Consider the following 26,027-nt stretch of genomic DNA (forward strand, 5'->3'; position numbering starts at 1 on the left):
GGGCGAGTCGGGCTCTGGACTTCCCCCGTTCGCCCGAGCATCCTGTGCCCTCCGGGAGGTGACCTCGGTCGCAACCCGCCTCGGAACCACGGGCCGAAAGGGCGAAGGATGAGCCGGGCGACGCGGCCTGAGCACGAACGACTTCCCGACGAGACCGACGACGCCGGCGAGATCGCCGCGACCCACGACGAGGAGAAACCGGCGCGGCGGCTCTCCCGGAGGCCGGAGCTGCTGGTGTACCTGGTGGCCCTGGCGGTGGCGCTGCTGGTGCTGCGGCAGGTGTTCTTCCCGCTGACCAAGGGCAACCAGTTCTACCTGGTCATCTTCCTGGGATGCACGCTGCCGCTGGTGTTCCTGTCCTACCGGCCCGGTGGCAGGCGCGGAGCCGGTGAGCGCGACGATCCCGCCTGGTACGACTGGGTGCTGTCGGCGCTGACGCTGCTGGTGGGGTTCTACCCGGTGCTGCCGCTCTCCGGCGGTTTCGACGCGTTCCTCGACCGGCAGGGCGGCCTGTCCACCTTGGACGTGGTGGCGGGCTCGCTGCTGTTGCTGCTGGTGCTGGAGGCGACGCGGCGCACCACGGGCTGGATCCTGCCGGTGATCTGCGCGGCGTTCGTGGCCTTCGCCTACTACGGCGGTTTCCTGCCACAGAACTGGGGAATCGCGCACGCCGGGGTGGACTTCGGCCAGATCATCAACGCGCTGTACAACGACGCCAGCGGTTTCTACGGCACTCCCCTGGACGTCGCGGCGAGCTACATCGTGCTGTTCACGCTCTACGGCGCGGTGCTGTCGGCTTCGGGCGCCGGGCAGTTCTTCGTGGACTTCTCCTTCGCCGCGTTCAAGCGCTCCCGCACCGCTCCCGGCCGCACCGCGGTGCTGTCGGGCTTCCTGCTGGGCACCGTGTCCGGGTCGGGGACGGCGACGGCGGTGAGCCTGGGCTCGATCACCTGGCCGATCCTGCGCCGCGCGGGCTACCCGCAGGAGAACGCCGGCGGTCTGCTGGCGGCCTCGGGCATCGGGGCGATCCTGTCGCCGCCGACGCTGGGCGCGGCGGCGTTCATCATCGCCGAGTACCTGCAGACCTCGTACCTGACGGTGCTGATCTGGGCGTGCGTGCCGACGCTGCTGTACTACCTGGGCATCGTGTTCTCGGTGGAGGCCGACGCGCGGCGCTTCGGCGCCGAGGCCGTCGACATCGAGCGCGGCAGCGCGTGGAAGCTGCTGCTGCGCGGGGGTTATCACTTCCTGTCGCTGGCGATCATCGTGGTGTTCCTGGCGCTGAACATCCCGCCGTTCGCCGCGGTCGTCTACGCCACCGGGGTGGCGGCGCTGTTCGCGCTGGTGTCGAACCTGGTGCGGGCCACCGACGGCCCCGGGCGGGCGGTGCTGGACTGGGCGCGCGGAATGGTCGACGCGCTGTCGATCGGGGTGCGCGGGGCGCTGCCGGTGGTGGCGGTGTGCGCGGCCGCGGGCATCATCACCTCGACGATCACCAAGACGGGCCTCGGTCAGGAGCTGGCCGACGCGCTGGTGCAGGCGGCCAACGCGATCTCGCAGAACCCGACGGTGATCCTGGTGCTCACGGTGGTGTTCTCGGCTCTGGCCGTGGGCGTGCTGGGCCTGGCGGTGCCGGTGACGGCCTCGTTCATCATCGCCTGGGTGGTGATCGGCCCGGCGCTGGGCGAGCTCGGCGTGGCCGACGCCGAGCGGGCGATGTTCATCTTCTACTACGCGGTCCTGTCCGAGGTGACGCCGCCGACGGCGCTGGCGGCGGTGGCCGCCGCGGCGATCACCGGCGGCCGGGTGATCCCCACGATGATGCAGGCCTGGAAGTACACGCTGCCCGCGTTCCTGGTGCCGATCGCGTTCGTGCTCACCGACAACGGCGCGGCGCTGCTGCTGCAGACCGACGCCGTGACGGTGCTGTGGGTGCTGGCGGCCTCGGTCGTGGCGGTGGGCGCGCTGAGCGTGGTCACCGGCGGCTGGCTGTTCGGCCCGGTGCCGGTCCCGGTGCGGCTGCTGTTCGCACCGGGCGCTCTGTGCCTGCTCTACCTCGAACCCCCGGTGGTGGCGGTGGGTCTCGGTTTCTGCGCGCTGGGCTTGGTGGCTCAGCTGGCGTTCCGGCGCAAGGCCCGGTTCACGGAGTCGCAGTTCAAGGAGGAACTCGATGCGGATTAGGACACTGCTGGCGACCGCGGCCGCCGCGACGCTGGTGCTCACCGGCTGCGGCGGCAAGCAGGTGCAGGAACCCGCCGCCGGGCAGGCGACGTCGTGCGAGGCCGGTGACGGGCGGCTGACGATCGCCACCGGCAACACCGGCGGGGTCTACTACGTGCTGGGCGGCGGTCTGGCGCAGGTGATCAGCCAGAACAGCAAGCTGCGGGCGACGGCGGCCGAGACGGGTGCGTCGGTGCAGAACATCCAGCAGCTGGTGGCCGGCGACTACGACATCGCGTTCACGCTGGCCGACACCGCGGCCGACGCGGTCGCGGGCAAGGACGCCTTCGACGGCAAGCCGCAGTCGATCCAGGCGTTGAGCCGGATCTACCCGAACTCCACGCACGTGGTGGTCAAGGCCGATTCCGGGATCAACAGCGTGGCGGACATGCGCGGCAAGCGGATCTCGACGGGCTCGCCGAAGTCGGGCACCGAGGTCATCGCGAACCGGCTGCTGCAGACGGCGGGCCTGGATCCGGCGGCCGACGTGCAGGCGCAGCGGCTGTCGCTGAGCAAGTCGGTGGACGGGATGAAGTCGGGCACCCTCGACGGGCTGTTCTGGTCCGGCGGGCTCCCGACCCCGGAGATCACGGATCTGACCACGACGCTGGGCGGGGCGGTGAAGTTCGTCGACGTCACCCCGCAGCTGCCGGAGCTGAACAAGATCAGCGACGTCTACGAGCAGGGCACGATCCCGGCGGCGACCTACGGCCAGGCCGCCGACGTCCCGACGGTGCAGGTGCCGAACCTGCTGGTGGTGCGGGACGACTTCCCGGCCAACAACGCCTGCGCGGTGACCAGGCTGGTGTTCGACAAGAAGGCCGACCTGGAGGCCGTCCACCCCTCGGCGAAGCTCATCAACCGGGACGACGCGACCAAGACCGACCCGGTGCCCATGCACCCGGGCGCGAAGCAGGCCCTGGGCGGGTGATCATGTGGGTGGGGAAGTTTTCATGAAAACTTCCCCACCCCACCACCTCGCGTGACCCCCACCGGTCACTTGCAGGTGGCGAGCATCTCGGCGAGGGCCTTCTTCTCCGCGTCGGTGACGGTGAGGGCGTAGCTGTTCTTGACCTCGATCCAGTCGGTGGCGTAGACGCACCACTGTCCCTGCGCGGTGGGCTTCCAGGTCGACGGGTCCTGGTCGCCCTTGCTGCGGTTGGAGCTGGAGTCCACGGCGACCAGCTGCGGCAGGCTCATGTCGTTGGCGAACTGCTGGCGCTTGGCGTCGTCCCACTTGTTCGCGCCGCTGCGCCAGGCGTTGGCCAGCGGAACCATGTGGTCGATGTCGACGCCCTTGGCGTCGCTGACCTTCTCCCCGGTGTAGAGGCTGGTCCACGAGCCGGAGGTGACCTCGCAGGCGTTGTTGGACTTGACGCCCTGCCCGTCGCGGGCCAGCACGGCCTCGCGCGTGTTGCAGTTCTTCCCGGCGTCCGGCTGCGGGATCCAGTGCTTGAACTTCTCCCGCGAGTACCCGGTCATCGAGCCCGCCGGGGCGACCTTCAGCTGCGCGAGCTGGTCACCGGCCGGGCCGGAGGACGCGCTGACCTTCGAATCGAGCAGTCCCGATTCGAAGACCAGCCACATCGCTCCCAGCGCGATCGCAGCGACGACCGTCATCCACACGGGCTTCTTCTTAGCCGACACCCGACTCCCCCTTCTCGGCGAGGTGTTCGACCAATTCGATCATCCGGTGTGCCCAGCGATCACTCCACCACGCGGGCCATGTGTCCCAGCTAACGATCACCCGTTCAGCGCATCGCGGGTCGGCGCGGCACGTAGCGCGGCGTGTACCGCAGCAGCAGACCGGCGCCGAGGAGGCCGAGGACGCCCATCCCGGCCCCGGCGAGTCCGACCCCGGCCAGGGCGGTGAGCCCGGAGATGATCAGCGGTCCGGCGGCCTGGCCGAAGTCGCCGGTGAAGCGCCAGGCGCCGAGGAACGGCGCGGGCCCGGACTGCGGGGCGAGGTCGGCGCCGAGGGTCATCAGGATGCCGCTGCTGGTGCCGTTGGCCAGCCCGAGCAGGATCGCGACGGCGGCGAAGGTGGGCACGTCGGTGACGGCGAACAGCAGCGCGTGGCCGATGGCCAGCCCGGTCATCGACGGCACCGCCGCCCACAGCCGTCCCCAGCGGTCCATGATCTGCCCGGAGGTGTAGGACAGCGCGAAGTCGATGCCCCCGGCGATGCCGATGATCAGCGCCGTGGTCGAGGCCGGGAGCCCTGCGGCGACCGCGACCAGCGGGAGCACGACGTTGCGCGAGGCGCGCAGGCCGCCGAGCAGCGCGGCGCAGGAACCCATCCGCAGCAGCACGCCGCGATGGCGGCTCATGGTGGGCAGCAGTCCGTCGCGGCTCTCGCGCCGCTCGCCCTCGTCGGCGCCTCCGAGGTCGCCGGTGCACAGCAGCAGCACGAGCGCGGCCAGCGCGAAGCCGACGTGCACCAGGAACACCGAGCGCTTCTCGGGGCTGAGCACCAGCACCAGCGAGCTGACGAACGGGCCGATGAAGTAGCCGGCGCGGAAGAGCCCGCCGAGCACGCTCAGCGCCCGGGCGCGGTAGCGCAGCGGCACGCTGGTGGTGATGAACGCGTGCCGGGCCAGCGCGAACACGGCGGTGGACAGGCCGACGACGAACACGCAGGCGCCCAGCACCCAGGGGTTGGTGGAGAGGTAGCAGCCGAGCAGTCCCGCGACCGACACCAGCGAGGCGACGATCATCGCGGTGCGCTCGCCGAGCCGCTGCACCAGCGCTCCGCTCGGCAGGTCGCCGACGAGCTCGCCCACCATGATCATGGCGGCGATGAGCCCGAGCGCGCCGAGCCCGGCGCCCTGGTCGGCGGCGATCAGCGGGATCATCGGCAGGATCGCGCCCTCGCCGGTGGCGAACAGCAGGGTGGGCCCGAAAGCGGCCAGGGCAACGGTTTTCAGCTCGAACGGCTTGTCGGTGACGGTCACTCTCCGCTGACTCCCCCGGCGCGACCTCGGCCCGCCGCGACCTCGGCTCGGCGCGGCATTGGCTCGGACCACTTCCGCCGATCAGCCTCGCACGGCGGAGATCGGGCCCGGAACCGGCGGGAGCGCCGAAACCCCTGCGCACGAGGTGAAGTTGGTTACCTCGCCGACGACGAACCGAACAAACTTCGCCTTGACCGCCCCCGTCCCGGACCGCAGGATGAGTGAGCCCGACCACGGCCCATCAACGCTCATCGGCCCAACCCCCTCACCGGCCCATCCACCCTCAACGGCGAGGTGACGATGTCCGCACTGCCCGGCAAGGGCATGACGATCAGCGATCAGATCGCGCGCCATGCCCGCAAGATTCCCGACGAGATCGCGCTGCGGCACGGCGAGGTCTCCCGCAGCTACGCCGAGTTCGACGAGCGCGTGACTCGCCTGGCCAACGCCCTGCGCGACCGGGGCGTGCGCCCGGGCGACCGCTACGCGGTGGCCACGCTCAACCACCTGGAGACCATCGAGTCCTACGTGGCCGGTTCGCGGATCGGCGCGATCTGCGTGCCGATCAACTTCCGGCTGGTCGCCGACGAGATCGCCTACCACCTCAACGACAGCGGGGCGGCCGCGGTGATCACCGACACGGCGCTGGCCGACACCGTGGCCAAGGCCCGCGAGCAGGCCCCGGACGCGAAGTCCGCGCTGGTCATCGGCGGTGGCGACGCGGGTCCGGGGTCGGTGGAGTTCGAGGAGGCGCTGGCGACGGCCTCGGCCGAGCACGACGAGCTGGACGTGGACCAGGAGTCGCCCGCGTTCATCATGTACACCTCGGGCACGACCGGCCGCCCCAAGGGCGCGGTGCTGACGCACCACAACCTGCTGATGCACACCTTCAGCCTGCTGGTGCACAACGGGGTCTCGGAGGACGACCGCGTGTACCTGGTGGGCGTGCCGCTGTTCCACATCGCCGGGGTGTCGGGCATGTTGGGGCCGCTGCTGCGCGGCGGGCGGATCGTGCTGTCGTCGTCGGGCCGGTTCGACCCGCGCGAGACGGTCGAGATGCTGGAGCGGGAGCGGATCTCGGGCTGCTTCTTCGTCCCGGCTCAGTGGCAGGCGATCTGCTCGCTGCCGGACATCGGCGAGCGCGACCTCTCGGCGCTGCGGCGGATTAGCTGGGGCGCGGCGCCGGCGTCGACGACGCTGCTGCGCCAGATCATGGAGACGTTCCCGCAGGCGGAGCTGAGCACGGTGTTCGGCCAGACCGAGTGCTCGCCGGTGACCACGGCGCTGCGGGCCGAGGACGCGCTGCGCAAGATCGGTTCGGTGGGCACACCGATGATCAACGTCGAGGTGCGCATCGTCGACGACGAGATGAACGACGTGCCGCGCGGCGAGGTGGGCGAGATCGTCTACCGGGGGCCGACGGTGATGCGGGAGTACTGGAACAAGCCGGAGGAGACCGCGGAGGCCTTCCGCGGCGGCTGGTTCCACTCCGGTGACCTGGTGCGCCAGGACGACGACGGCTACATCTACGTGGTCGACCGCAAGAAGGACATGATCATCTCCGGCGGCGAGAACATCTACTGCGCCGAGGTCGAGGAAGCCCTGTCGGGGCACCCGAAGGTCGGCGAGGTGGCGCTGATCGGGGTGCCGGACCAGCGCTGGGGCGAGACGCCGCTGGCGGTGATCGCCCCGCGCGACCCGGCCGATCCGCCGACCGAGGACGACATCGAGACCTGGTGCCGCGCGCGGCTGGCCGGCTACAAGCGGCCCCGGCAGGTGCGGCTGGTCGAGCAGCTCCCCCGCAACCCCAGCGGCAAGGTCCTCAAGACGACCCTGCGCGCCGAGTACCGCAAGTAGTCACGACCGGGAGGCAGCACTCACGTGAGCAACGAGGCCAATCCTTTCGACCTGACCGGGCACGTCGCCCTGGTCACCGGCGGCAACTCGGGCATCGGTCTGGCGATGGCCGACGCGATGGCGGCGGCCGGTGCCGGGGTGTGCGTGTGGGGCACCAACGCCGAGCGCAACGAGAAGGCGGCGCGCGAGCTGGACAAGCACGGCGGGAAGGTGCTCGCCGTGCGCTGCGACGTCGGCGACGAGGAGCAGGTCGAGGCCGCGATGGCCCGCACGGTCGAGGAGTTCGGGCGGCTGGACTCCTGCTTCGCCAACGCCGGGATCGGCGGGGGCGGGAGTCGTTTCCTGGAGACCGATCTGAGCGAGTTCCGCCGGGTCACGCGGGTGGACCTGGACGGGGCGTTCCTGACGCTGCGGGCGGCGGCGAAGCAGATGGTGGCCCAGGGCGAGGGCGGCAGCCTGGTGGGCACCTCCAGCCTGGCGGCCCGGCAGGGCCAGCCGCGCGGGCAGGCCTACGCGGCGAGCAAGGGCGCGCTGGTGTCGATGATCAAGTCGATCGCGATCGAGCTCGCCCGGCACGGGATCCGCGCCAACGCGGTCCTGCCGGGCTGGGTGAGCACCCCGCTGGCGGATCCGATGCTGGAGTCGGAGGGGTTCCAGCGCAAGGTGCTGCCGCGGATGCCGGTCGGCCGGTGGGGCAGGCCGGACGATTTCGGCGCGCTGGCGGTCTACCTGGCCAGCCCGGCGAGCGCGTTCCACACGGCGGACGCGCTGACCGTCGACGGCGGTTACGTGAACTTCTGATCCCGCGCCCCCGGTCTCGCGGCCGGGGGCGTTCTCGTCGCACCCTATGCAACTCGTTGCATTGCAACTCGGTGCATAGTAGCGTCCGGTCCGGTTGGAGCGGTTCGAGTTGAGAAGGGCAGTGAGCAGCGTGCTGCGAACCAGGTTCACCGAGGAGTTCGGCGTCGAGCACCCCATCGTGCAAGGCGGCATGCAGTGGGTCGGCCGCGCCGAGCTGGTGGCCGCGGTGGCCAACGCCGGCGCGCTGGGCATGATCACCGCCCTGACCCAGCCCACGCCCGAGGACCTGGTCGAGGAGATCGCGCGCTGCCGCGAGCTCACCGACAAGCCCTTCGGCGTGAACCTGACGATCCTGCCCTCGATCACTCCCCCGCCCTACGCCGAGTACCGGCAGGCGATCATCGAGTCCGGCATCACCGTCGTGGAGACCGCCGGGTCCAACCCCGCCGATCAGGTCGCCGCGTTCAAGCCCGCCGGGATCAAGGTCCTGCACAAGTGCACCAGCGTCCGGCACGCGCTCAAGGCCCAGCAGCTCGGCGTGGACGGGGTCAGCATCGACGGCTTCGAGTGCGCCGGGCACCCCGGCGAGGACGACATCCCGGGCCTGGTGCTCATCCCCCGGGCCGCCGACGAGCTCGACATCCCGATCATCGCCTCCGGCGGTTTCGCCGACGCGCGCGGCCTGGTCGCCGCGCTGAGCCTCGGCGCGGACGGCGTGAACATGGGCACCCGGTTCATGTGCACCCAGGAGTCCCCGATCCACGACGAGGTCAAGAAGCGCATCACCGAGGCCGGTGAGCGCGACACCGAGCTGATCTTCCGGCCGCTGCGCAACACCGCGCGGGTGGCCAGCAACTCCGTGAGCCGCGAGGTCGTCGCCAAGCTCGACGACGGCGCGCAGTTCGAGGACATCCGCGAGCTGGTGGCCGGGGCGCGCGGTCGTCAGGTCTACGAGCAAGGCGACACCGAGCTGGGCGTGTGGAGCGTCGGTATGGTCCAGGGGTTGATCAACGACGTGCCGACCGTGGCCGAGCTGGTCGACCGGATCGTCGCCGAATCCGGCGAACTCGTCCGGAACCGGCTCGGGAAGCTCATCGCGGGCTGAGAGGACGCCCCCTACTGGGAGGAAGACCGCCGGTGTCTCTGGAGTACGCGATCCTGGTGTCGCTGCGGGAACGCGCGGGTTCGGGCTACGAGCTCGCGCGCCGGTTCGACAAGTCGATCGGGTACTTCTGGGCGGCCAGCCACCAGCAGATCTACCGCAGCCTCAAGCGCATGGTCGAGCTCGGCTGGGTCGACTGCGACCAGGTCGCCCAGCTCAAGCGGCCGGACAAGAAGGTCTACCGGGTCAGCGACGCCGGGGCCGAGGAGCTGCGGCGCTGGATCGCCGAACCGGCCGCCACCCGCAACGACCTGACGGTCAAGCTGCGCGGTGCGTCGTTCGGCGACGTCGCCAAGGTGCGCGACGAGTTCGCCCGGCAGCGCGACCTGCACGTCCAGCGGCTGTCGCTGTACCGCGAGATCGAGCGCCGCGACTTCGGCGATCCCGCGAAGCTCACCGGGCAGGCGCTGCACCAGCACCTGGTGCTGCGCGGTGGGATCCGCACCGAGCAGGCCTTGCTGGAGTGGTGCGAGGACGCGATCCGAGCGCTCGACGACGACCAACGGGGATGAGGACATGAACGCCGCAGACCGCTTCCGCGCCGCCATCGAGGCGGGCGACTTCGACGCCGCCGTGAACGAGTTCACCGACGACATCCGGTTCTTCAGCCCGGTGAAGTTCACGCCGTTCGAGGGCATCGACACCGTGCGCGCGCTGTTCCGGGTGCTGCAGCGGACTTTCGAGGACTTCCGCTACGTCGGCGAGTTCCCCGGTCGCGGCCGGACACCCGCCGGGGACGAGACCGAGGCGCACGTGCTGCACTTCCGCACGGTGGTCAACGGAAAGCAGGTCGAGGGCATCGACCTCGTCCACCTCGACGCAGAAGACCGGATCAGCACCTTCACGGTGATGATCCGGCCCATGTCCTCGCTGCAGGTCGTCAGCGAAGCGATCTACGCGGGACTCGTCGCAGACGGCGTCGTCCCGGGCTGAACGTCAACCGGCCCGAGCAGCGCAGCCAAGCGACGGAGTCGCTTTCTCCTTGCACCACCTGAGCAACCGGCACCGCCGGGGGTTCTCAGACGTTCTCTGGTGAGGACAGCCGACACGCCGTGTATTGGCATACATCAGTCTCGGATCCCGGAGCCAGAGGACGTCTGAGGTTCCCCTACCTGCACCGCTAAGCAAACCAGCCAGCGGAGTCCGAAAACCTCACCAGATCTCCTCGACCCACTCCGGGTGGTCGACGAACGGGTTCCGGTTGTGCTGGATGTCGGTGAAGATGACCTCGTTGCGGTGCTTCTCGAAGTCGTCCGGCGGGTCCTGCTCGTTCCACTGCTTGAGGACCGAGAGCTTGCCGATGTTGGGGTTGCTGCCGTTGCCGACCTGGTCGTTGACCTCCAGGTCGGCGAACCCGTCGGTGCCCTCGTAGCGCACCGACATGTAGAAGATCATGCGGGCGACGTCGCCCTTGACGGCGTCGCGGGGCTCCCACGAGTCGTCGTCGGTGAAGTTGCCCGGCGCCTCCTCGGACTCGGTGCCGCCCATGTCGAAGTCCTTGTTGCCGCGGTCGGCGTTGACCGACACGTCGGTGGGGCGCAGGTGGTGCACGTCGGTGCCCGGGCCGGGAACGGTGTCGAAGTCGCCGTGGGACTTGGCCCAGACGTGCTCGCGGTTCCACTGGTCGGCGTCGCCGCCGTTGGTGTCCGCGGCCTGCGAGCGGCCGGTGTAGAGCAGGATGACGTTGGCCGGGTTGGCCGGGTCCTGGTCGGTGACCTTGAGGGCGTCCCAGACGCCGTCGTAGTCGAGCGTGGTGACGCCGTTGCTGATGATGCCGTGCAGCGCGGCCTCCAGCTCGGGGCCGGTCTTGCCGATCGCGTCCTGGTAGTAGTCCTCGGCACTGGGCTGCGCCGGCGAGGCGACCGCGACGGCGGCGGTCGGCGCGGCCACCAGGACCGCGCCGCATAACAGCGTGACGGGTTTCCAGCGGGTGATCTTCATGGCTCCCTCTCCCCGTGGTCGAGACGGGGGAAGCGTGCCACAGAAGGGATCACCATTGGGTGACGCAAATCTGGTGAAGAGATGGCGGGAAATGATCGTCTCGACGTCGGAAATCCACGACGAGCTGCGACGATTCAGCTCGCGGATCGTCGGGTCCGGGGCCACCAAATGGAAACAACGGGAATCAAAAGTGCCAGCAGCAGGCCCGCCAGGCCGAACCCCAGCCCCGCGTCCTGCCGGTAGAGCGCGGTGAACACCGCCGGCGAGGCCGACATCCCGAGGAACCGCCACGCGGTGACCACCGAGATCGCCCCACCACCTCCGACACCGCCGAGCACGGTGGCGTTCACGGCCACCAGGATCAGCTGGCCGCACACCCCCGCCAGCGCCCAGGCGAGCACGACCACCGGCAGCCACTCGACCAGTCCGATGGCGGTCACGGCGATCGCGGCGCTGAGCACGCCGGTGATCAGCGTGGCCCGCACGCCGAAGCGGTCGACGGCGCCGCCGGTGAGCCGGGCGGCGAGCACCCCGGCGATGCCGTAGGCGGTCAGCGCGAGCCCCCGGGCGCCGGGGCTGAGCGCGAAGGCGTCGTCGAGGCGGAAGGACACCAGGAACGGCAGGCCCGCCGAGGCCATCCAGGCGACGCCCGCGACCCCACCGCTGAGCAGCACGATCGGCGTCCAGGCATCGCGCAGCAATCCCGGCTCGCGCTCACCCGCGGGCCCGGAATCGGGCGGCAGCGGGCTGACCGCCAGCAGCGCCGCGACGACCGCGACGCCGACGAAGGAGAGCTGCCAGGAGCTCTCGGCCGCGAGGCCGCCGATCAGCGGCGCGGTGGTCTGGCCGATGGCCTGCATCGCCCCGTAGGCACCCATCGCCCGGCCCAGCCGGTGCTGCGGCGTGCCCGCGGCGATCTTGGCCAGCAGCAGCGGCGTGGTGAAGGCGTTGGCCACGCCCTGCAGCACGCGGGTGAGCTGGAACAGCCAGAACCAGGGCGCCACGGCTCCCAGCACCGCCACCACGGCGTAGCCGATGTAGGCGGCCCGGATCGTGCGGCTGCTGCCCCACCGCTCGCCGAGGCTGCCGGAGACGAGCATGACCAGCGCGAACGGCAGCAGGTAGGTGGTGGTCGTGCTCGCGGCGAGGCCCGGTGAGACGTCGTAGTCGGCCCCGAGCTCGGGCAGCATCGCGGCCACGATCCCGCCCCCGAAGGGACCCAGAAGCCCCCCGACGTACAGCGCGACCCGAGAACTCACCACCTCACCTCCACTCCCGTCCGAACCTCCGCACCCGCCCCGACGGACCACTCGTTAGCCGCGCGAACGTTATCACCGCAACCCCGCCCCGCGGTCCACAGTGGGGCGTCGATCACCACCGCACCACCGGCCGCAGCCGAGCGCTCCGCACCAGGGGACGGTTTTTCCTCGAATTGACCGGGCATAACGGACATTGATCATGGGTGATTCGAGGAAAAACTGTCCGCTGGCAACGGCCCACAACACCGGAGCCGGGGCACCCGTAGCACATCAACGCTGGTGGTGTGCTGGTTCTGGGTGGGTAGGGTTGGGAGATCATGGGTTCTGGTGAACTGCTGGCCGTCAGCGATCTGCACGTCGCTGCGGGCGAGAACAAGGACATTGCGCGCGAGCTCCGGCCCGGTTCGGATCACGACTGGTTGCTGGTCGCCGGGGACGTCGGGGAGATGTCCGACGACATCACCCGGACCCTGGAGATGCTGGCCGGGCGCTTCGAGAAGGTCGTGTGGGTTCCCGGCAACCACGAGCTGTGGACGCCGAAGCAGGATCCGCTGCAGCTGCGCGGCGAGGCGCGCTACCTCGAACTGGTGCGGCGCTGCCGCGAGCTCGGCGTCGTCACGCCCGAGGACGACTTCCCGGTGTGGACCGGCCGGGGCGGGCCGGTCACGATCGCGCCGCTGTTCGTGGGCTACGACTACACCTTCCGCCCCGCGGGCACCTCCACCAAGGAGGAGGCCCTGGCGGTGGCGCACGACTCCGGGGTGGTGTGCACCGACGAGTTCCTGCTGCACCCGGACCCCTACCCCAGCCGGGACGCGTGGTGCCGGGCGCGCCTGGACCACAGCGAGAAGCGGCTCGCCGACTGCGACCCGGACCTGCCGACGGTGCTGGTCAACCACTACCCGCTGGTCCGCCGGCCCACCGACGTGCTGTGGTACCCGCAGTTCGCGCAGTGGTGCGGCACCACCGGGACCGCCGACTGGCACCTGCGCCACCGCGCCGCCGCCGTCATCTACGGCCACCTGCACATCCCGCGCACGACCTTCCACGACGGCGTCCGCTTCCAGGAGGTCTCGATCGGCTACCCGCGCGAGTGGAAGCGGCGGGGCCTGCCCGACGAACTCTTGCGCCGCGTGTTCCCGGAGGAGTCGTGATGCTCGAACACGTCCTGCCCGACGACCTCGCGCGGCACGAGCTGTTCGCCGACCCGCCGGAGGCGCGGCTGTTCGCCGAGGAGACCGCGGTGGTCGCCCGCGCGGTCGACAAGCGGCGTCGCGAGTTCACCACGGTCCGCCACTGCGCCCGCACCGCCCTGGCCGAGATCGGCGCACCCGTCGGCCCGCTCCTGCCGGGTGAGCGCGGTGCTCCGGGCTGGCCGCCGGGGGTGGTGGGCAGCATGACGCACTGCGCGGGCTACCGGGCCGCCGTGGTCGCCTGGGACAAGGACGTGCGCACGATCGGCATCGACGCCGAACCGCACGAGCCGCTGCCGGACGGAGTCCTCGACGCGGTGTCGCTGCCGGCCGAGCGAACCATGCTCTCGGGTCTGCCGGGCGGGACGCACTGGGATCGGATCCTGTTCAGCGCCAAGGAATCCGTCTACAAGTCGTGGTTCCCGCTGACCCGCGAGTGGCTCGACTTCGAGGAAGCCGAGCTCACCCTCTCCCCGGACGGCACCTTCCACGCCCGCCTCCTCAAGCAGGGCCACGACGCCCGGGGCAGGCCGCTGGCCTCGTTCGACGGCCGCTGGCTGGCCGAGGACGGGCTGATCGTCACCGCGATCGTCGACCGCTGAACCGTGGTCCCGGCACCAGCCGGCGTGCCATACTCCGCTGCTCGAACGGCAGTCGTGGCGAGGAGAGAAGCGGTGGCGGGAGTTCCGGACTGGGTTCCTTCGCAGATCGACTGGAACCAGCCGAGCGTGGCGCGGATCTACGACTACGCCCTCGGCGGCGCGCACAACTTCGAAACCGACCGGCGGGCGCAGGACGCCGCGCTGGAGGTGTTCCCGCACCTCAACGACGCCGCGCGGGCCAACCGCGCGTTCCTGCACCGGGCGCTGCGGTTCTGCCTGGACCGAGGGGTGCGGCAGTTCCTGGACCTCGGCTCGGGCATCCCCACCGTCGGCAACGTGCACGAGGTCGCCCAGGACATCGCTCCCGAATCCCGCGTCGTCTACGTCGACCACGACCCGGTCGCCGTCACCCACGCGCGCAGCATGCTCGCCGACGATCCGAACACCGCGTTCCTGCACGAGGACATCCGGGCGCCGCACCGGATCCTGGAACACCCGGATGCCTTGCGGCTGCTCGACTTCGACCAGCCCATCGCGGTGCTGATGGTCGGCATGCTCCACTACGTCAACGACGCGTCGGACCCGCAGCACCTGCTGCGCGACTACCGGGCCCGCATGGCGCCGGGTTCGTACTTCATCGCCTCGCACCTGACCAGCGATCTGCCCGAGATGCGCGCTGCGGCCCCGTTCTTCGACGACAGCCGCAACCCCATGACGCTGCGCGGCCGAAGCGAGGTCGAGGCGCTGCTGGGCGACTTCGACCTGGTCGAGCCGGGGGTGGTGTTCACCGTGGAGTGGCGGCCCGAGGTTCCGCCGGGCGAGCACCCGGAGCGGTCCGCCTGCTACGCCGCGGTGGGGAGGTGCCGCTGAGGGGTCGCCCGGCGCCGTCGACCGGTCGGAGCGGGACGGCCGGACGACGCCGGGCTCGTCGAGTGTCGAACCTCCAGCGCGCTGGAGGTCAAGATCAGAGCCGGTGGTGATCGGGGGCCAAGCGGTTGTCAACACTCGACAGTTATGGTTCGTCGCGGCGGACGATCTCGGTGATCCAGGTCGGCGCGTACGGGGAGGTGCAGCCCTTCGACGTCGGGTAGTCCTCCAGGACTCGGAGGCGTTCGCCGATGTCGAGGGCGCGGGCGCGGTGGTCGGGGTGAGCGATGCCGATCTGGGCGAGGCAGGTGTTCATCTGCCACTGGAGGCGTTCCGGGGCGTCCTTCATCTCGGCTTCGATCGTGTCGAGCAGACCGGACAGGTCCAGGCCGTCGGGCCTCTTCACCACTCGCTCGGCGGTGAGCGCCCAACCCGCGGCGGCGACCACCGGATCGGGGTCGTCGAGCCAGGTCAAGCGCAGGTCCTCGACGTGCGGGTTCTTCTTCACCGCGTAGCTGATGAGCCAATCCTGCGCCTTGACGCTGCCGGCCTGGCGCAGCATCGCGTCCAGCTCGTCGCGCTCGAAGGACTTCGGACGGCAGATCAGCAGGGCCAGGAGCTTGGCCGCGGTGTCGCCGGTGGCCCACAACCGGAGGGCCAGGTCGTGCTGGGTCTTGAGGCGCTTGGCGATCGCGCGCAGCTCGGAGAGGTTCACGCCGTGGTCGTCCCCGTGCCGGGCGTTGACCTCGCGCCGCTTCGGGTCGTCGAGCCCCGCCAGCTCCGCCATCAGCTCGTCGAGCGTCGTCCCGGCCATGCGCGCCTCCACCTCCGATGCCGTCCGTTCCTCACCCTAGTGGCGATTCGTGGGCTGGCCTGCTGGCCCGTCCTCGTGGGAGCGTCCCGGGATGTCTCTGGACACGACTCAGCCGAGTGCCGCCCGCGCCTACGACTACTTCCCGGGCGGGCACAGCAACTTCGCCGCCGACCGGGAGTTCGCCGAGCAGGTCAAGGCCATCGCTCCGAGCGTGCCGAACATGACCAGGCTGAACCGCAACTTCCTGCGCCGCGTCGTGCAGCACTGCCTCGACCAGGGCGTCCGGCAGTTCCTCGACCTGGGATCGGGCATCCCCACCGCCGGCAACACACGCACCAGATCGCCGAGGGCGCCGACGCGCGCGCGGCCTACGCCGACGCCGGCGAGCCGGTCTACCCGCGCGATCACGCCGAGATCCTGCCCTGGTTCGAGGGCCTGACGCTCGTCGAACCCGGCCTGGTCACCTACCCGAGTGGCGCAGCGACGACCCCTCGGAGGCCTCCGACGTCGCCGCTCCCCTCGGCTACGGCGCCGTCGCCCGCATCCCCTGATGCATCACACCCAGCCCGAGCTCTGACCCGACAACCCGCGCACTGTCAAAACCCGCAACGAACGTCGTGTCGAAAACCGCGGTTTTCGTCGCGTGAAAACCGGGGGTTTCGACACGAGGAGAGGTCGTCGTGGTGTTGATCGCGTCCGGCAACGCGGCCGCCCTGCCCACGTCACCGACGTGGAATACCGCCGGGTCTGACCGGTTTCACCCGTTCCACCGCTGTTGGCCCGGGTGATCACCGGCGTATACCGGGAGGAGGTTCCGGTTTCGGCGAGGTGGGGGTCGGCGATGATCCGCTCGGTGATGGCGCTGCTCGTCGTGCTCCAGCTCGCCGCACCCGGCACGGCCTCCGGCGAGGAGTCGGTGTCGGCCGGGGAGTTCGTCCACGTCTACGACCCGTCGGTCGGCGAGGACGAGCAGTGGTACTACAACGACCACACGCTGATCCGCGACGAGAGCACCGGTGTGTGGCACGTCTTCGCCATCACCCACGCCGAACCGGCGAACCCGTTGGACGAGAAGCACTTCGGGCACGCCACCGCCCCCTCACCGCGCGGCCCGTGGACGAAGCAGCCCTTCGCGCTCACCGCAGACCCGGAAGCCGGCGAGAGTCACATCTGGGCGCCCCACGTGGTGCTCGTCGACGGCGTCTACCACCTGTTCTACGCGGCGGGCACCCCGGACCACGCGGCTTACCGCATGCACCTGGCGACCTCCACGGACCTGTGGCACTGGACGCGCAGCGACGCGAACCCGCTGTTCACCGACGGATTCGACGCCCGGGACCCGATGGTCACCCGGGTCGGGCCGCTGTGGGTCCTGTACTACACGGCCACCAGCACGCCCGAGGGCGGCAACCACGAGGTCGCCTACCGGGTCAGCACGGACCTGCGGAACTGGAGCGGCAAGCACGTCGCCTTCGAGCACCCGCGCACGGGTGATGTCGGCGGGCCCACCGAATCCCCGTTCGTGGTGCGGCGTTCCGACGGCTGGTACCTGTTCGTCTGCTGCGACTCCGGCTACCGGGACACCCGCGTGTACCGCAGCGCCAACCCCTTCCACTTCTCACCCGACTCCCAGGTCGGGCGGATCGACGCCCACGCCGCCGAGGTCATCACCGAACCCGACGGCACCACCGCCATCACCAGCGCGGGCTGGGGCCAGGGCGGACTGCACCTGGCACCGCTGCACTGGTGACGAACCGTCCCGTGGCCTTTTTTGGGGGGTGGGGGAAGTTTTCATGAAAACTTCCCCCACCCCCCACCACGTCGCCGATTTCAATGGAAATCGGGGACCCGACTTCCATTGAAATCGGGTCACCCCTGGTCGGGGGTCACTTCGAGCTGATGACGTCGAAGGAGAGGCCCGCGTTGACCAGGCGCGGGATGAGGTTGTCGCCCATCGCCGTGGCGGTGGTGACCTGACCCGCGGTGGTCGGGTTGTCGTCGAAGGCGAGGCACAGGGCCGATTCGGCGAGCATCTTGGAGGTCTCGCCGTAGCCGGGGTCGCCGCCGCTGACGCGGGTGTGCACGGTGCGGCCGCCGGCCTCGCCGATGAAGTCCACGGTGAACCAGGAGCGGGCGCGGCGCTGCGGCGAAGGACCTTCGCCCTGCGGGAGGCGCGAGGCGATCAGGCGTCGCAGCGGCGCGATCTGCGCCGCGCCGAACAGGGCTCCGAGCCCGAGACCCGCGACGGCGATCGTGGCCGGGTTCTTCACGCCCGCGAAGTGCGAGTAGGTGAACTTCGGGCCGTAGTCGGCGCGCGCGGCCGCGGAGCGCTGCACGACGAACGGGTCGATCGTGGGCAGCGGGACCAGCCAGAACCCCAGGTCGGCGTCGCGTCGCGGCTTGTCCGACCGGGCCCGCGCGCGGCGTCCCTCCGGTCGCGGCTCGACGCGCTTGCGCTCGATCATGGCCTGGCGCATCTGCTTGGCCCGCGCGAACTGCCCGAGCGCGGAGTGGAAGGTGCCACCGGACAGCGTCGCGTTGCTGCGCACCACCCCGCGCACGGTCACCGGCACGTCGTCGGGCAGCTGCCCGACGGTGAACAGCGCGCCCAGGTCGTGCGGGATGGAGTCGAACCCGCAGGCGTGCACGAGCCGCGCCCCGGTCTTCTCGGCCGTGGCGTGGTGGGCCAGGTACATCCGGTCGACGAACTCGGGTTCCCCGGTGAGGTCGACGTAGTCGGTGCCGGCGGAGGCGCAGGCGGCGACCAGCGGTTCACCGTGCTCCAGGTACGGCCCGACGGTCGTGATCACGACCCGCGCCGACTCGGCGACCTCGCGCAACGAGTCCGCATCGGACGCGTCGGCCACCAGCAGTCCGGGCTCGACGGCGTCCGGGTGGGCCCCGGTGAGCCGGTCGCGCACGGCCCGCAGCTTGCCTTCGCTGCGCCCGACCAGCGCCCACCTCGCCCCCGCCGGCAGGTTCCGCACCAGGTACTCCGCGGTCAGACCACCGGTGAATCCGGTGGCACCGAACAGGACGATGTCGTAGGCGCGCTCGGTCATGGGCTCCTCCGGGTCGAGCGACGATCAGACTGCACCGCCTGATCCTGCCGGATGATCCCCGCTCCTCGCTCCCCCGAGGCCACCTCGGACGATCTTGCGCTGACACCCCCGGCGACCAGCGTGGCGGCGCCCTGCTCGGGCGCGTGTGCGAGGATTCCCGGCGTGAGTGAGTCGTCGAATCCGAGCAGGACCGGAGCGCAGGCCGTCGAACGGGCACTGACCGTGCTGCGCGCCATCGAGGACAGCGAAGACCCTCTCGGCGTCACCGAGCTGGCCCGCCAGACCGGGCTCACCCTCAGCACGGCCCACCGCCTGGCCCGGACCCTCACCTACAGCGGCCTGCTCGCCCAGGACCCGATCACCGAGCGCTACCAGCTCGGGCCGACGCTGGTCGCCCTCGGCGAGAAGGCAGCGGCGCGACTGGGCTACGACCAGGCGCTGCCGATGCTGCGCGAGCTGTCCGCGGCCACCGGCGAGTCGATCAACCTGGGCATCCGGACCGGCAACGACGTCCACGTCGCGCTGCACGTGCCCTCGCCGCAACCGCTGCGCTTCGACCAGCCCTCCGGGACGACGGTGCCGCTGCACGTGTCGGCGATGGGCAAGTGCCTGCTGGCCTTCGTCGGCGAGATCGAGGAGCAGGTCGACAGCCTCGGCGACCTCACCCGCGTCACCGAACGCACGATCACCCAGCGCACCAAGCTCAAGGACGAGCTGGAGCTCGTGCGCGAACGCGGCTGGGCCCTCAACGACGAGGAGCGCAATCCCGGCGTCCGCGCGATCGCCGTCCCGGTGCTGCGCGACGGCACGGCCGTGGCCGCCATCGCCGTCCAGGGGCCCACGATCCGCCTCACCGAGGATCGCCTCGACGCCATCGCCGAGCAGATCCGCAACACCGCCCGCCGGGTCGCCCCGGGCCTCGGCCGCCGGGTCCTCGACCAGGGCGAGGACGAGTAGCGGGCGACCCGCACTTTCACCCCGTCGGAGCACACCGCGCCGAGTCGTCCCTTGCGTAGCATCGTCGCCCGCACCGGTGCTCTCGGAGGGAGAAGGTCTTGGGGTCGTCGTCGCACGAGGTGGACGTCTCGTTGCCGAACCCGGCGCGGATCTACGACTACGGCCTGGGCGGGCACCACAACTTCGCCGCCGACCGGGAAGCCTTCCACCAGCTGCTGGAGGTCGACCCCGACTCCCGGACCGTGGTGCGCTCCAACCGGGCTTTCCTGCGTCGTGCGGTGCGGTTCTGCCTGGACCGGGGCATCACCCGGTTCCTCGACCTCGGGTCGGGGGTGCCGACCGTGGGCAACGTGCACGAGGCCGCGCACGAGATGAACCCGCGGGCTCGCGTGGTCTACGTGGACAACGAGCCGGTCGCGGCCGCGCAGACCCGCCGGCTGCTGCAGGACCAGCCGAACACCGCGATCATCGAGGCGGACCTGCGCGACCCCGATGCCGTGCTCACCGCTCCGGCGACGGCGGAGCTGCTGGACTTCTCGGAACCCGTCGCGCTCGTCATGGCCTCGGTGCTGCACTGGGTCGGCGACGACGTCGCGGACCTGCTCGACCGGTACCGGCGAGTGCTCGTGCCCGGCAGCGCGCTGGTGATCAGCCACCTCACCGACGAGGACCTGCCGGAGCAGATGCGCCGGGTCGAGGCGATCTTCGACGAGACCAGCGCCCCGGTCACCTACCGGCCGCGCTCCCGGGCCGCTGAGCTGTTCACCGGCTTCGACATCGTCGAACCGGGCGCCGTGTACTGCTCGGAGTGGCGGGCGGAGCCGCACGAGAGGCTCGCCGAACCCGAGCGCTCCAAGATCTGGGCGGCGGTCGGGATCAAGTCCTGACCAGGTCCCCCTCGGGCGTTCCGCTGCGGACGCGTCGCGGTCGGACCGGGCTCACCTGCGCGCCGCCTGCTTGGCGGGTTCGGGGAACGGCCACCAGCTCAACGCCTGGCGTCCCTTCGCGGTGAGCACCACGCGGTGGCCGCGCGGGGCGAACAGGTTGCTGCGGGTGTCGATGTCGATCAGGTCGGCGACCCACAGGTCGTGCAGCGCCGCGCCCAGGGCAGCGGTCATCGGGTTGGCCGCGCCCGCCGCCCAGTCGTAGCCGACCGGCCGGTCGTAGAGACCGTTGTGATAGCAGATCATCCCGCGCTGCACCGATTCCAGCGCGGTGTAGCGGAGACCGGCGGGCGTGTTGCGGAACGTGACCGCGTCCTTGGCGCTGCGGGTCCTCGTTTCCTCCCGCATGGGTTCTGCCTCCTTCCGTCGTCGGACTGCGGTCGCACAGAATGTCGGTCCCCGGCGCGGCGTTCAAGACTCCGGGAACCGACGGATCGCCCGTCCGGCACGAGCGGTATCGCGGTGCGGACGAACGGCACTTCCCCCTTCTCGAATTGCGGTTCGGATCGGCGGAGAACGCCCTCGGGAAATGCCCACCGGTAGGGATCCGGCCTGAGCGGTAGCTTTCCGCGCGGGAGCGGTGCGCATGACCGGCTCAGCGGAAGATCCTTCCGGAGAAGGGTTTCCGGTGCTTAGACTCGTCTGCCACCGCAGGAATTCCAAACGGGTCATCCACCCGCTTCATCGACGAATCCCCCGGGACCGCGAGCAGCTCGATGGCCCGAATCCTCCTCCTGAATGGTGCCCGCATGTTCGAGATCATCGCCCTCGGTTTCTTCCTCAGCCTGGACAACTTCCGCTCGTCCATCGCGATCGGAACTATTCCGTTCAAGTTCCGGCGCGCGGTGCAGATCGCCGTCGTGTTCGGCATCTGGGACACCGTGGCTCCGCTGATCGGCGGGTTCGTCGGGCACTTCGTCGGGGAGTCGACGGGCGAGGTCGCCGACTACCTGGGGCCGGTGCTGCTGGGCGCCTACGGCCTCTACCTGCTGATCGGGGCGATCCGCAATCCCGAGCCGGAGGAGATCGACCAGCCGTGGGTGACGCTGTTCGGGATGCCGCTGACGTTGAGCGTGGACAACCTGCTCGCGGGCACCGGGCTGGGGATCCTCGGCTTCTCCCCGGTGATGTCGGCGGTCACCTTCGGTGCCATCACCGCGGTCATGTCGCTGGCGGGGATGTGCATCGGGCGCTACGCGGCGCGCCTGATCCCCGTCCGGGCCGACCTGCTCAGCGGCATCTCGCTCGTCACCGCCGCGATCGTGCTGCCCTTCGTGACGTCCTGACCCGGTCAGGCGCGGCGGTACCATCACCGCTGATGGAGCTGTTCCCGCGTCCGCGCGCCGAGATCGCCCCGGGGGCGGTGCACGTCCCCGGGTGGCTGTCGCCGGAGTGGCAGCGGCGCCTGGTGCAGGCGTGCCGGGAGTGGGCCCGGCCGCCTGCGGGGCTGCGCTCGGCGCGGTTGCCCAGCGGTGGGCGGATGTCGGTGCGCACGGTGTGCCTGGGCTGGCACTGGTACCCGTACCGCTACTCCCGGACGGTCGACGACGGTGACGGTTCGCCGGTCAAGCCGCTGCCGGACTGGCTGGCGGACCTGGGCAGGCGGGCCGTCGCCGAGACGCTGCCCGAGGCCCGGCCCTACGACCCGGACATCGCGCTGGTGAACTTCTACGACGCCGACGCGCGCATGGGCATGCACCAGGACCGCGACGAGCTCAGCCGCGGCCCGGTGGTGTCGCTGAGCCTGGGTGACGAGTGCGTGTTCCGCTTCGGCAACACCGAGAACCGCAAGCAGCCCTACACCGACGTCGCCCTGCGCTCGGGCGATCTGTTCGTCTTCGGCGGCCCGTCGCGGATGGCCTACCACGGCGTGCCGAGAACCCTTCCCGGCAGCGCCGATCCGGATCTGGGCATGAGCGGCGGCCGGCTCAACATCACCCTGCGCGAATCCGGCATGTCCTGACGCCGGGGGACCGAGCGCGTCGCATGTCTTCCCGGCCGAGCGCCGCCTCCGGGATCGAGCCTCACGCCACGACTCCGAGGACGAGGACGATGGGGAGCGAGATGAGCGAGGCCAGGGACATGGCGACCGTGTGGGTCTTGAAGGTGCCTCGGGTGCTGAGACCGAGCAGCGACTGGAACATCCAGAAGAAGTTGCTGCTGACGTGCGGCAGGAACAGCGCGCCCGAACCGGCGGCCAGTGCGACGAGCACCACCGGGACGCCGAGGCTTCCGGCGATCGGGGCGAGGATTCCGGCGGCGGTGATCGCCGAGACCGAGATCGACCCCAGCGCGATGTGCAGCACCGCGGCGACGAGCCACACCAGCAGCAGCGGTGGGAGGAATCCGGAGGAGAAGGCCGAACCCAACACGTCCGCGAGCCCGGACTTCTCGATCACCGCGCCGAGCGAACCGCTGATCCCGCTGAGGATGAGGATCGGGCCGCAGCTCGTCAGCGCCCCGCCCACGGCTGCACCGATCTCCTGCCGGCTGCGCACCCGACCGGCCAGCACGAACGCGAGGAAGGCACCGAAGGAGATCGCCACCACGGGGTCGGTGACGAACCCGATGACGTCGTGGTCCACGCCCAGGCCCGAGGCCAGCGCTCCCCCGGCGATCAGGACCAGCGAGAGCAGCACCGGCGAGATCGCCAGCGTCAGCGGGAGCTGCTTGGTCACCGCGGGCGAGGCGACCGCCGCGGCGACCGGCTGTCCCGATCCGGTCTCGCTCCGGTCCCCGGAATCCGCAGCGGCGGCTGTTTCGACTTCGTCCTGCGCGGGGTCCCACCGGATCAGCCGGGGCAGAGCGAGGCGGAAGACCAAGGTGGTCAGCACGGCGGTGGGCACGCCGACGAGCAGTCCGCAGAGGAACATCTGCCCGAGCGGGACGCCGAGCACCCCGGCGACCGCCACGGCCGCTACGCCAGGTGCCACGAAGACCAGACCCACCTCGATCCCCGCCGTGAGCGCACCGCCCATCAGGGCGATGCCACGCGGCCCGAGCCCGGAGCCGAGCCTGCGCGCCAGCGGAGCCGACAGCACCAGGAGCACGTCCGAGTAGATCGACGTGAACAGCGAGCTCAGCGCGACGGCGATGATGTAGGGCAGGCTCCGCTCGCCGAAGATCCGCAGCATCGCCTCGACCAGCCGTTGCATGGTGTCGGTGACCGTCAGCAGCGCACCGGTGATGACCCCGAAGGTGATCAGCACACCGATGTCTCCCAGCACGTCGGCGAACCCGCTCGTGACGGCCTCCGGAGTACCGGCGAACCCGACATCGGTCGTGACACCGAGGAACAGCGTGCCCAGCAGCAGGGCGAAGACGGGCGGGATCTTGGCCCAGGTGATGAGCAGGACGATGCCGACGATCGCCACCGCCGTGGTCACCAACAACAGGAAATCGTGGGACAACGCTGTCTCCGTTCAACGGTCGAGGACCAGGCCGATTCCGCTCAGTCCACCCACGCCGCCTGCTCGACGTCCAAGACCGGTTTCCTGACCTGCTGATAGGTTGCGCTTATCCGAGCTGGTGGAGGTGCGCGTTGGACGTCCGGCAGATGCGCTACTTCCTGGCCGTGGTCGACACCGGCAGCGTGCACCGCGCGGCCGAGCAGCTCTTCGTCGCACAACCCTCCGTGTCGCAGGCGCTGCGCGGCCTGGAACGGGAACTGTCCGCGGAACTGTTCCACCGCACCGGCAGGCGCCTCGTGCTCACGGCCGCGGGCCGCGCGCTGATCGGGCCCGCGCGAGATCTCGTGCGATCGCTCCACGTGGCCCGGGAGACGGTCGAGGCGGTCGACGGACTTCGCGGTGGGAGGCTCCTGGTCTCGTCGATGCCGTCGCAGGCGGTGAGCCCGCTCGCCTCGCTGATCCGCCGGTTCCGCGACCGCTACCCCGAGGTGGAGATCGGGGTGTCCACCGCGGCCAAGGCGGGCGACGTCGCCGATGCCGTGCGGCGCGGTCACGCCGAGGTCGGGGTGGTGGCGGTGCCCAACGAACCGTTGCGGGACAGCGGCTTCCGATTCGAACTGCTGGAAGTGCAGTCCTACCTGCTGGTGGCTCGCGACCCCACCGAGCTGCCGCCCGGCGACGACCCGGTGCGGCCCTCCGATCTCGGCGAGCTCCCGCTGGTGATCGGGCAACCGGGCACCGGGATGCGCCGCGTCGCCGACGCGATCCTGTCCCAGACCCGATGCCGGATCGCCGTGGAGATCGAACACCGCGAAGCACTGCTGCCGCTGGTCCTGGCCGGGGTGGGCATCGCGGTCGTGGCCGACTCGTGGCGCCCGCTCGCCCACTCCGCCGGGCTGACCGTGCGCTCCCTCGACACCGACGAATCGCTGCACGTCGGGTTGCTGACCACCGACTCCAGGCCCGGCCCCGCCACAGCGGCCCTGCTCGACGTCGGCCGGGAGTGGGCGCGCTCCTAGTCGATCTCAGGGAGCCGGGTCGCGAGCCCCCGGCGCAGGTGCTCGATCGCTTCCCTCGCACGGCGGGGAAGCGCCTGGACGGGTCGGCTCAACGCGTAGATGTCGGCGCGGGGCGACGGGATCTCGGGCAGCACCTGCACCAGGCGCCCGTCCCGCAGCAACGGCGCCACCTGCCAGAGCGAGCGCATCACCATGCCGCGCCCGGCCAGGCACCACTCCGTGGCGACGTCGCCGTCGTTGCTAACCATCGCCCCCGCCACGCGCACCGCCTGATCACCTTCCTCGCCGAAACGCCAGTTCATGAAGTCGGTGTCGTTCTCCCGGATCACGATGCAGTCGTGCTCGGCGAGATCCGGGAGGGTGCGCGGCTCACCGCGGCGCTCCAGGTATCCCGGTGCCGCGCACACCACGCGCCGGTTGGCGTGCAGCAACCGAGCGTGCAGCCGGGAGTCGGGCAACCGGCCGACGCGCACGGCGAAGTCGTACGGGGTCCCGGCGACGTGCACCGGGAGGTGCGACAGCTCCAGGTCCACCTCGAGATCGGAGTGCGCCGCGGCCAACTCCCCCAGCAGCGGTGCGATGTGCGCGCGCCCCAGACCGATCGACGAGTGCACCGAGATCCTGCCGCGCAGTCCCGCGCGCTGCTCCCCGATGTCGTCCTCCAGGTCGGCGATCTGGCCGAGCAGCCGACCGGCACCCTCGGCGTAGCGCCGGCCCTCGGCGGTGAGGCTCAAGCGGCGCGTGCTGCGGTTGACCAGCTGCACCCCCAGCCGCCGTTCCAGGCGGGCGAGCCGCTTGCTGACCGTGGAGACGTTCACGCCCCACTGGCGCGCCGATCCGGTCAGGGTCGTGGCCCGGGCGATCCCGTCGAAGAACTGCAGGTCGTCGAGTTCCGGGAGCTCCATGCCACTCCTTGCGCCTGAGGAAACGATGTCGTGCCCGTCGGCGCCTTCACCGCGCCTTTC

At 70.6% G+C, this 26,027-nt stretch carries 26 protein-coding genes; 17 read left to right on the top strand and 9 right to left on the bottom strand.

Going from position 1 to position 26,027, the window contains the following annotated elements; all coding sequences use genetic code 11:
• Positions 1 to 108: 108 nt before the first annotated feature.
• Together QFW96_RS05970 and QFW96_RS05975 are read left to right on the top strand one after the other, a co-directional pair.
• On the top strand, positions 109 to 2,181 hold the full coding sequence (locus QFW96_RS05970; protein ID WP_281454511.1) for a TRAP transporter permease: 2,073 nt from the start codon (positions 109 to 111) through the stop codon (positions 2,179 to 2,181).
• A complete protein-coding gene (locus QFW96_RS05975) occupies positions 2,171 to 3,151 on the top strand; it encodes a TAXI family TRAP transporter solute-binding subunit (protein WP_281454512.1) in 981 nt (326 codons plus the stop codon). The genes QFW96_RS05970 and QFW96_RS05975 overlap by 11 nt, the downstream gene beginning before the upstream one ends.
• A gap of 65 nt (positions 3,152 to 3,216) precedes the next feature.
• On the opposite strand, the gene QFW96_RS05980 is transcribed toward QFW96_RS05975, so the two are convergent.
• Together QFW96_RS05980 and QFW96_RS05985 are read right to left on the bottom strand one after the other, a co-directional pair.
• Positions 3,217 to 3,840: an HNH endonuclease family protein gene (locus QFW96_RS05980; protein ID WP_281454513.1), complete on the bottom strand. Its 624-nt coding sequence runs from the start codon at positions 3,838 to 3,840 to the stop codon at positions 3,217 to 3,219.
• A gap of 131 nt (positions 3,841 to 3,971) precedes the next feature.
• The gene (locus QFW96_RS05985) at positions 3,972 to 5,174 is read right to left on the bottom strand and encodes an MFS transporter (protein ID WP_281454514.1); all 1,203 of its coding nucleotides are present in this window, start codon (positions 5,172 to 5,174) and stop codon (positions 3,972 to 3,974) included.
• Positions 5,175 to 5,474: 300 nt separating this feature from the next.
• Between QFW96_RS05985 and QFW96_RS05990 the strand changes: the two genes are divergently transcribed.
• From QFW96_RS05990 to QFW96_RS06010, 5 genes are all read left to right on the top strand, one after another.
• Positions 5,475 to 7,031: a long-chain-fatty-acid--CoA ligase gene (locus QFW96_RS05990; protein WP_281454515.1), complete on the top strand. Its 1,557-nt coding sequence runs from the start codon at positions 5,475 to 5,477 to the stop codon at positions 7,029 to 7,031.
• A gap of 24 nt (positions 7,032 to 7,055) precedes the next feature.
• Positions 7,056 to 7,832 carry an SDR family NAD(P)-dependent oxidoreductase gene (locus QFW96_RS05995; RefSeq protein WP_281454516.1) on the top strand — a complete coding sequence of 259 codons (777 nt, stop codon included), beginning with the start codon at positions 7,056 to 7,058 and terminating at the stop codon, positions 7,830 to 7,832.
• Between the two features lie 130 nt (positions 7,833 to 7,962).
• A complete protein-coding gene (locus QFW96_RS06000) occupies positions 7,963 to 8,937 on the top strand; it encodes an NAD(P)H-dependent flavin oxidoreductase (protein ID WP_281454517.1) in 975 nt (324 codons plus the stop codon).
• Between the two features lie 32 nt (positions 8,938 to 8,969).
• Complete coding sequence (locus QFW96_RS06005; protein WP_281454518.1) at positions 8,970 to 9,506, top strand: PadR family transcriptional regulator; 537 nt, start codon at positions 8,970 to 8,972, stop codon at positions 9,504 to 9,506.
• A gap of 4 nt (positions 9,507 to 9,510) precedes the next feature.
• Positions 9,511 to 9,927 carry a nuclear transport factor 2 family protein gene (locus QFW96_RS06010; protein ID WP_281454519.1) on the top strand — a complete coding sequence of 139 codons (417 nt, stop codon included), beginning with the start codon at positions 9,511 to 9,513 and terminating at the stop codon, positions 9,925 to 9,927.
• Positions 9,928 to 10,146: 219 nt separating this feature from the next.
• Here QFW96_RS06010 and QFW96_RS06015 read toward each other — a convergent pair whose 3' ends face one another.
• Both QFW96_RS06015 and QFW96_RS06020 read right to left on the bottom strand, forming a co-directional pair.
• Positions 10,147 to 10,935: an endonuclease I family protein gene (locus QFW96_RS06015; protein ID WP_281454520.1), complete on the bottom strand. Its 789-nt coding sequence runs from the start codon at positions 10,933 to 10,935 to the stop codon at positions 10,147 to 10,149.
• A 134-nt stretch (positions 10,936 to 11,069) separates the two neighbouring features.
• Positions 11,070 to 12,194: an MFS transporter gene (locus tag QFW96_RS06020; RefSeq protein ID WP_281454521.1), complete on the bottom strand. Its 1,125-nt coding sequence runs from the start codon at positions 12,192 to 12,194 to the stop codon at positions 11,070 to 11,072.
• 317 nt (positions 12,195 to 12,511) lie between these two features.
• On the opposite strand from QFW96_RS06020, the gene QFW96_RS06025 reads away from it, so the two are divergent.
• The 3 genes from QFW96_RS06025 (at position 12,512) to QFW96_RS06035 (ending at position 14,859) form a co-directional block, all read left to right on the top strand.
• Positions 12,512 to 13,348, top strand: coding sequence for a metallophosphoesterase family protein (locus QFW96_RS06025; protein ID WP_281454522.1), 837 nt, complete (start codon positions 12,512 to 12,514; stop codon positions 13,346 to 13,348).
• Entirely contained in the window at positions 13,348 to 13,989 is a 642-nt protein-coding gene (locus QFW96_RS06030; protein WP_281454523.1) for a 4'-phosphopantetheinyl transferase family protein, read from the top strand. Before QFW96_RS06025 ends, QFW96_RS06030 begins: the two co-directional genes overlap by 1 nt.
• A gap of 72 nt (positions 13,990 to 14,061) precedes the next feature.
• Complete coding sequence (locus QFW96_RS06035; RefSeq protein ID WP_281454524.1) at positions 14,062 to 14,859, top strand: SAM-dependent methyltransferase; 798 nt, start codon at positions 14,062 to 14,064, stop codon at positions 14,857 to 14,859.
• A 142-nt stretch (positions 14,860 to 15,001) separates the two neighbouring features.
• On the opposite strand, the gene QFW96_RS06040 is transcribed toward QFW96_RS06035, so the two are convergent.
• Positions 15,002 to 15,670, bottom strand: coding sequence for a DNA alkylation repair protein (locus tag QFW96_RS06040; RefSeq protein WP_281454525.1), 669 nt, complete (start codon positions 15,668 to 15,670; stop codon positions 15,002 to 15,004).
• A 91-nt stretch (positions 15,671 to 15,761) separates the two neighbouring features.
• On the opposite strand from QFW96_RS06040, the gene QFW96_RS06045 reads away from it, so the two are divergent.
• Positions 15,762 to 16,109, top strand: coding sequence for an SAM-dependent methyltransferase (locus QFW96_RS06045; RefSeq protein WP_281454526.1), 348 nt, complete (start codon positions 15,762 to 15,764; stop codon positions 16,107 to 16,109).
• Positions 16,110 to 16,511: 402 nt separating this feature from the next.
• Positions 16,512 to 17,420: a glycoside hydrolase family protein gene (locus QFW96_RS06050; protein WP_281454527.1), complete on the top strand. Its 909-nt coding sequence runs from the start codon at positions 16,512 to 16,514 to the stop codon at positions 17,418 to 17,420.
• Between the two features lie 136 nt (positions 17,421 to 17,556).
• Here the strand turns inward: QFW96_RS06050 and QFW96_RS06055 are convergent, their stop codons facing one another.
• Complete coding sequence (locus tag QFW96_RS06055; protein ID WP_281454528.1) at positions 17,557 to 18,732, bottom strand: saccharopine dehydrogenase family protein; 1,176 nt, start codon at positions 18,730 to 18,732, stop codon at positions 17,557 to 17,559.
• A gap of 162 nt (positions 18,733 to 18,894) precedes the next feature.
• Here QFW96_RS06055 and QFW96_RS06060 point away from each other — a divergent pair, with 162 nt between their 5' ends.
• Together QFW96_RS06060 and QFW96_RS06065 are read left to right on the top strand one after the other, a co-directional pair.
• Complete coding sequence (locus QFW96_RS06060) at positions 18,895 to 19,689, top strand: IclR family transcriptional regulator (RefSeq protein ID WP_281454529.1); 795 nt, start codon at positions 18,895 to 18,897, stop codon at positions 19,687 to 19,689.
• 98 nt (positions 19,690 to 19,787) lie between these two features.
• The gene (locus tag QFW96_RS06065; RefSeq protein ID WP_281454530.1) at positions 19,788 to 20,576 is read left to right on the top strand and encodes an SAM-dependent methyltransferase; all 789 of its coding nucleotides are present in this window, start codon (positions 19,788 to 19,790) and stop codon (positions 20,574 to 20,576) included.
• A 51-nt stretch (positions 20,577 to 20,627) separates the two neighbouring features.
• Here QFW96_RS06065 and QFW96_RS06070 read toward each other — a convergent pair whose 3' ends face one another.
• Positions 20,628 to 20,981, bottom strand: a complete 354-nt coding sequence (locus QFW96_RS06070) for a hypothetical protein (protein WP_281454531.1) — start codon at positions 20,979 to 20,981, stop codon at positions 20,628 to 20,630.
• Between the two features lie 401 nt (positions 20,982 to 21,382).
• On the opposite strand from QFW96_RS06070, the gene QFW96_RS06075 reads away from it, so the two are divergent.
• Positions 21,383 to 21,919 (top strand): manganese efflux pump MntP, encoded by a 537-nt coding sequence (locus QFW96_RS06075; protein WP_281454532.1) that lies wholly within the window; start codon positions 21,383 to 21,385, stop codon positions 21,917 to 21,919.
• A 32-nt stretch (positions 21,920 to 21,951) separates the two neighbouring features.
• Positions 21,952 to 22,596: an alpha-ketoglutarate-dependent dioxygenase AlkB family protein gene (locus tag QFW96_RS06080; RefSeq protein ID WP_425524718.1), complete on the top strand. Its 645-nt coding sequence runs from the start codon at positions 21,952 to 21,954 to the stop codon at positions 22,594 to 22,596.
• Between the two features lie 61 nt (positions 22,597 to 22,657).
• On the opposite strand, the gene QFW96_RS06085 is transcribed toward QFW96_RS06080, so the two are convergent.
• A complete protein-coding gene (locus QFW96_RS06085; protein WP_281454533.1) occupies positions 22,658 to 24,043 on the bottom strand; it encodes a GntP family permease in 1,386 nt (461 codons plus the stop codon).
• A gap of 131 nt (positions 24,044 to 24,174) precedes the next feature.
• Here QFW96_RS06085 and QFW96_RS06090 point away from each other — a divergent pair, with 131 nt between their 5' ends.
• Positions 24,175 to 25,062: a LysR family transcriptional regulator gene (locus QFW96_RS06090; RefSeq protein ID WP_281454534.1), complete on the top strand. Its 888-nt coding sequence runs from the start codon at positions 24,175 to 24,177 to the stop codon at positions 25,060 to 25,062.
• Here the strand turns inward: QFW96_RS06090 and QFW96_RS06095 are convergent.
• The gene (locus QFW96_RS06095; protein ID WP_281454535.1) at positions 25,059 to 25,967 is read right to left on the bottom strand and encodes a LysR family transcriptional regulator; all 909 of its coding nucleotides are present in this window, start codon (positions 25,965 to 25,967) and stop codon (positions 25,059 to 25,061) included. The two genes, QFW96_RS06090 and QFW96_RS06095, sit on opposite strands and share 4 nt — an antisense overlap.
• Positions 25,968 to 26,027: the final 60 nt, after the last annotated feature.

The sequence above is a fragment of the Saccharopolyspora ipomoeae genome, assembly GCF_029952525.1.
GTDB lineage: Bacteria > Actinomycetota > Actinomycetes > Mycobacteriales > Pseudonocardiaceae > Saccharopolyspora > Saccharopolyspora ipomoeae.